Raw genomic sequence first — 6042 nt, forward strand, 5'->3', positions numbered from 1 at the left:
ACAAGTGGGGCGCATTTTATTGAATGATTTTCCACCTTGCAATAGCAAATCGAAAAAAAGTGCAAAATTCTCTGCCTAAACTCAGACATGCGACTATTTAGCTCAAGGTTTCCATCTTTAACCCGCATCTAGTACAGGAAGATATTTTATTTATCTATCGCTTGATGTATTTTCCATGCACTTGTTTTGTTATCCACTATAGAGTTTTGTATGAGCCCATTCATGTCATTTGACCGTACACACTGGTCTGAACTAAGGAATTTAGTTCCGATGACACTTTCTGAAAGCGACTTAAAAGAGCTTCAAGGCATCAATGAAAAGCTCACCATGGAAGAAGCTGTAGAGATCTACCTGCCGCTTTCTCGTCTATTGAATCTCTATGTGGCCGCCAGACAAAATCGCAATTCAGTACTTCATCAATTTCTTGATAAAAAAGAGAAAGCGCCACCATTCATTATTGGTATCGCTGGTAGTGTTGCAGTGGGAAAAAGTACAACTGCGCGTCTACTTAAGGCCCTACTCTCTCGTTGGGAAAACCACCCAAAAGTTGAGCTAGTCACCACTGACGGTTTCTTATATCCAAATGAAGTATTGGAAGAGAAAGGCTTGATGAGTAAGAAAGGCTTCCCTGAGTCTTACGATATTAAGCGTCTAGTTAATTTTGTTTCAGACGTCAAGGCGTGCAAAAGAAACGTCACTGCACCAGTTTACTCGCATCTAACCTACAACATTACTGATGATGTTAAGTGTGTTGACCTACCTGACGTGTTGATCATTGAAGGCCTAAACGTATTGCAGAGTGGAATGAACTACCCACACGAGCCACACCGTGTGTTTATTTCTGACTTCCTGGACTTTTCACTCTATGTGGATGCAGACAGCCAGCAAATCAAAGAGTGGTATATCAACCGCTTTATGAAGTTTAGAGAAGGAGCATTTACCAAGCCAGGCTCTTACTTTAGTCATTACACTAAATTATCGAACCAAGCGGCATTGGATAAAGCAGAAGGGATCTGGAGTTCAATCAATGGGCTGAACCTAGAGAAGAACATCCTTCCAACCAGAGAGCGAGCGCACCTAATCCTACGAAAAGGTGTAGATCACATGGTTGAAGAAGTATTACTAAGAAAATAGGAAGGTCTTAGTTACCCTTCCGCAGTGAGATTTCACCGCCGATATAACTTTCGATGCCGTTCTCGGTTTTGAGTAACACAGCGCCCTGCTCATCGATACCTTGCACGACACCTTCAATTTCTCTAGGTCCAATAATCAGCTTCACATTGCGACCTAAGAAATTATCTAAGCGATTCCAACGCTCAACAAAGTTCGACATCCCTTTCATTTCATAATCAACCAGTGCTTTGTCCCAAGCGTTAATGAGGGACTGTGCAAGCTGATTACGATCAGGTACCTGACCATCACACACCTCTTTAAGCGAGGTCCACGGTTGACCAATCCCTGAGGTTGCAGGGTCCATTGAAAGATTAAGTCCTAAACCAATAACAATATGAGCGGCACCGCCAGATTGCCCCGACAACTCAACTAAAATGCCCGCAAGTTTCTTATCGTTATGGTAAAGGTCATTAGGCCATTTTAGTTTCACGCCTTCAACGCCCAACTCTTCCAGAGCCTCAACAACCGCAACACCGACAACAAGGCTTAGGCCCATCGCGGCTGCCATCCCTGCGTCGAGTCTCCAATACATCGAAAGGTATAGGTTGGCCCCAAATGGTGACACCCACTCCCTGCCACGACGACCGCGACCAGAGGCTTGATATTCAGCAACACAAACCGAGCCAGATTCTAGCTCATTGGTGCGCTCCAATAGATGTTGATTGGTTGAACCTATAATAGGGATCAGTTCAAGAGACGCCTTGCTATTAGCAGCAGATAGTTGCTCATGATCCAGCATGTCTAATCGGTTCGCTAGCTTGTAGCCTTTCCCCTGCACACGGTAGATATCCAGACCCCACTCTTGAATACCCTTGATGTGTTTGCTTATGGCGGCTCGAGATACGCCAATCACTTCACCAAGGTCTTCACCAGAATGAAATTCACCATCTGCAAGGCATTTTAACAGAGCTAGCTTGGTGCTGTGATCTCTCATACTAACGCCTCCAAAGCCTTATCGAGGTTTGTTTCACCATCTCTTCCCATAAAGCGAACCTCATGTTCAAGGTGGATATCGAACTTCTCTAACACAGCCTGACGAACTTGGTCTGCTAGCTTAAGCACATCCACCGCCGTCGCCTTATCATAGTTGATAATCACAAGTGCTTGATTTGGATGAACTTGAGCACCACCTTGGTTAACACCTTTAAACTGACATTGATCGATCAACCAACCAGCAGCGACTTTGATCATATTCTCACTAGCATAGCCCACAATCTTTGGGTACTCAGACTGCAAGCGATCAAAATGATCTTTACTGATCACTGGGTTTTTAAAGAAGCTGCCTGCATTACCCTGAACAGCTGGGTCTGGCAATTTGCCCGAGCGAATTGCGCATACTTCATTAAATATCGTTTGAGGAGAGAGGGTCTCTTCAGGCAGGCTTTTCAAGGGACCATAATGATTACATGGCTGCCATACTTTCGGTAACGTTAAGCCAATCGCGACCACAATAGCTTTGCCGTAAAGGATGTGTTTAAAAATCGAATCTCGGTAACCAAAGAGGCACTCCTCTTTGCTTAATCGCTTAACTGTATAAGTATCCAAACAAAGAATATCGACGTACTCGCACACGTCCTGTAACTCGACACCATAAGCACCGATGTTTTGAATTGGAGCAGTTCCGGAACAACCCGGAATCATGGCTAAATTTTCTAATCCACCAAGACCTTGCTCAACGGTCCATTTAACTAAGCTAGGCCAATCCTCACCACCATTAACATGTAGTAAGTGATTGTTATCCGACTCCGTTAAGGCAATACCAGACAGCTTATTGATAATGACAAGGCCTGCAAAATGCTCAGTGAAAAGCATGTTACTGCCCTTTCCTAGTATCAGCTTAGGTTTAGATTGCCATTTAGGGTCCTGATAAACCGACACCAACTCGTCAATCGTGGTCACTTCAACCAAAGCATCACAGCTTTGATCAATAGAAAAGGTATGAACGTTTTTTAAACTAGCATTGAGATAGAATTGCATGGCGATATTCAATTAACTTACACTTCGTTCATTCTACAGCAGATAAACCAGTGGCGCAGTGACTGAATGAACAATGTCATCATTACTCAATTAGACCCAGTAAAGGTTCCCCTTGTTAAACGCTTCTATAAAGAGCATTACCCAACAGGGAAAGCTAATAAAAGTGAGCTAATTTATTCTCTCTTAGTTGATGACAAACTTTGTGGTGTCGTACGTTTCCGTACTATAGAAAACTCGCGATTACTGACAGGTATGGCGATCTCGAAGCAACATCGTGGTAAACAGTTAGGTTCTCAGCTAATGGACTACTGTGCAAAACATACACTCACAGAGAACGATTACTGCTTTGCCTATGCGCACCTCACGAGCTTTTACGGTCGACATCAATTTATCCAGATCGATCCGAAACAGCTACCGAACGCCTTACGGGGTTTATATGAGCGTTATTCAAATAGCGGGAAAGATCTCATTCCTATGCAATGTCAGCAAAATTGTTAGAGAATGCCTCGATTTTCTAGTATTTGGGGCTATGCCTTTGGTAAAATTAAAGGCTCGCAATTTTGCATATTTTTAAGGTAAAACAGTCAATATGATTGCCAGTAGGAATCCATTCATACAGTTGCCAACCATAGCGCAGAATCCTGACAAGTTTGAAGTACTACTATCAGCGCAAGAGTTTCGAACTCGCCTTCTTGATGAGATATCTCGTGCAACGACCCGCATTAGCTTAGTCGCTTTATATCTTGAAGATGATGAGGCTGGCCGTGAGATCCTAACTGCCTTATATGACGCAAAACAAAAGAATCCAGATCTAGATGTGAGCGTTTGTGTTGATTGGCATAGAGCTCAACGCGGATTGATTGGTGCAGAGTCTTCTGAAGGCAATGCAGCCATGTACAAAGAGTTTGCTGAAAAGTATCAGCACTCAGTCCCTGTCTATGGCATTCCTGTTCGCGGTAAAGAAGTCTTCGGTGTATTGCACTTAAAGGGCTTTATCGTTGATGACAGCGTGATCTACAGTGGTGCAAGCCTTAACAACATCTACCTGAACTATCACGACCGTTACCGCTTTGACCGCTACCATGTTTTAAACAACGCAGCACTGGCAGACTCAATGTTTGCCTACGTTCATGAGCAAATGATCTCTGACAGCGCTGTGTACGACTTAGCAGACAAAAATAAGCCAGCAACTAAAGAGCTAAAGCCAGCAATCCGCCAGTTTCGTGCATCTCTAGCCAGATCTCAGTACCAATTTGATGGTCATGAAGTTTCACCAGAGCAAGTTGCCGTAACACCGTTAGTAGGTATTGGCAAACGACGTAATCGTCTTAACCAAGGCATTAATCAACTGGTCGCTCAGGCTAAAGACGAAATCTTCATTTGTACCCCTTACTTTAACTTCCCTCCTAGCCTAGCTAAAGAAGTAAAGAAGGCGCTTAAGCGTGGTGTAAAGGTCAGCATTGTTGTTGGTGACAAAACGGCGAATGATTTCTTCATCTCTCCAGAAGAAGAGTTTAAAACGATTGGTGGCTTGCCATATCTTTACGAGATGAACTTACGTCGCTTCGCTAAAGCGAATGAAGCTCATATAGCCAGCCGTAATCTATCGATTCAACTTTGGCGACACGACTCTAACAGCTTCCACCTGAAAGGCATTTGGGTCGATAAACGCTACATGCTACTTACCGGTAATAACCTAAACCCAAGAGCCTGGAAATTAGACCTAGAGAACGGCATCTTTATCCAAGATAACTATCACCACCTAACTGACAAGTTCCAAGCTGAAGTAGATAACATTCTTCGACACACTCAGCTTATTTGTACTTATAAGCAGTTAGACAAAGTAGATAGCTACCCAGAAGAAGTTCAAAAGCTGATTCGCAAGATCACGCGGGTGAAAGCTGACAGAGTACTTAAACAAATACTCTAGTGAACATACGCAAGATATGATTTACCAACGCCTAGCAAACGCTAGGCGTTTTTGTATTTATAGGTACTAGATTATCCACTGAGGTCACAAAGCATTGATAAATGGAACTTCAACAAGCTCTCTATCTTCTGTCTGGGGGAAATAACGGTTGGGGACAGAAGAGCTATAGTCGTATTCGGTAAGACCGGGACTATCGACAGCATACCCTTACCATAAGTCGCTTCTCAGTAAGTACTCTCAAACATAGTGGGTAAATAGCTCATTCAACACTCACACATGTAGCGTCTTTGAATACCACCGAAGAGCTTAAGTTACACATGGTTTCGGTAGGAAAGCATCAAGGTTCCGTACTGCTTTGTCATCGGACAAAAACTAGCGGCGTACCAACCTAGATAGGTCTCAGTAATAGTAATGAACCTAATCCTGCCAAGTCGTAGGTTAGGTTTCACAATAAGAAACAAAGCGGTTCTACCGACCACATTAACGAACAAATCCTAGCTTTAAACAAAATAACGATTGGGATAAATAACGATGCTCCTATAGTTCAGGGGTACTTGAACCAAATAGGGTGAGACTTGTTAATTAACGAATAAAAGACTATTACCTAGAAACGGCGAACACCTTGTAGTAAGTCTAGACATTTTGATAATTACGAAAGGCTGACACACCTAGTTCGGTAGCTCGATAATGGGCAAACCTCTAAGAGGCTCTCTCTACCAAAGGCGAATACAGAGATTCAAGTGTAAAAAGAGCCCAAGCAGTTATGCTTGGGCTGAGTATAAATGTCTGAACTGGTATACCATCTGACTCGCAGACAAGCAGAGCCCATTGCTAGAAGATCAAATTATCGCCCCCTAGAAACGACGAAAGCCTAGTCGTAAGACTAGGCTTTCTAAAAGGTGTGATGTAGTTGAGTTATCATACCAATCTAAGTAAAAATATAATCTAATTAAGACTGTTAC

5 protein-coding genes are annotated in these 6042 nt (G+C 43.1%); 3 read left to right on the plus strand and 2 right to left on the minus strand.

Features of this window, described 5'->3' with window-relative positions; translation table 11 throughout:
- The first annotated feature begins 210 nt into the window (after positions 1-210).
- Complete coding sequence (gene coaA, locus ACTRWI_RS21660) at positions 211-1134, plus strand: type I pantothenate kinase (RefSeq protein WP_499133780.1); 924 nt, start codon at positions 211-213, stop codon at positions 1132-1134.
- Positions 1135-1141: 7 nt separating this feature from the next.
- Here coaA and birA read toward each other — a convergent pair whose 3' ends face one another.
- Both birA and murB read right to left on the minus strand, forming a co-directional pair.
- The gene (gene birA, locus ACTRWI_RS21665) at positions 1142-2107 is read right to left on the minus strand and encodes a bifunctional biotin--[acetyl-CoA-carboxylase] ligase/biotin operon repressor BirA (RefSeq protein WP_499133781.1); all 966 of its coding nucleotides are present in this window, start codon (positions 2105-2107) and stop codon (positions 1142-1144) included.
- Positions 2104-3150, minus strand: coding sequence for a UDP-N-acetylmuramate dehydrogenase (gene murB / locus ACTRWI_RS21670; RefSeq protein ID WP_499133782.1), 1047 nt, complete (start codon positions 3148-3150; stop codon positions 2104-2106). Before murB ends, birA begins: the two co-directional genes overlap by 4 nt.
- A 66-nt stretch (positions 3151-3216) precedes the next feature.
- On the opposite strand from murB, the gene ACTRWI_RS21675 reads away from it, so the two are divergent.
- Together ACTRWI_RS21675 and pssA are read left to right on the plus strand one after the other, a co-directional pair.
- Positions 3217-3648, plus strand: a complete 432-nt coding sequence (locus ACTRWI_RS21675; protein WP_499133783.1) for a GNAT family N-acetyltransferase — start codon at positions 3217-3219, stop codon at positions 3646-3648.
- Positions 3649-3739: 91 nt separating this feature from the next.
- Complete coding sequence (gene pssA / locus ACTRWI_RS21680; RefSeq protein WP_499133784.1) at positions 3740-5080, plus strand: CDP-diacylglycerol--serine O-phosphatidyltransferase; 1341 nt, start codon at positions 3740-3742, stop codon at positions 5078-5080.
- The last annotated feature ends 962 nt before the right edge of the window (positions 5081-6042 follow it).

It is taken from the genome of Pseudoalteromonas sp. G5_S1_14_S5, assembly GCF_054968605.1.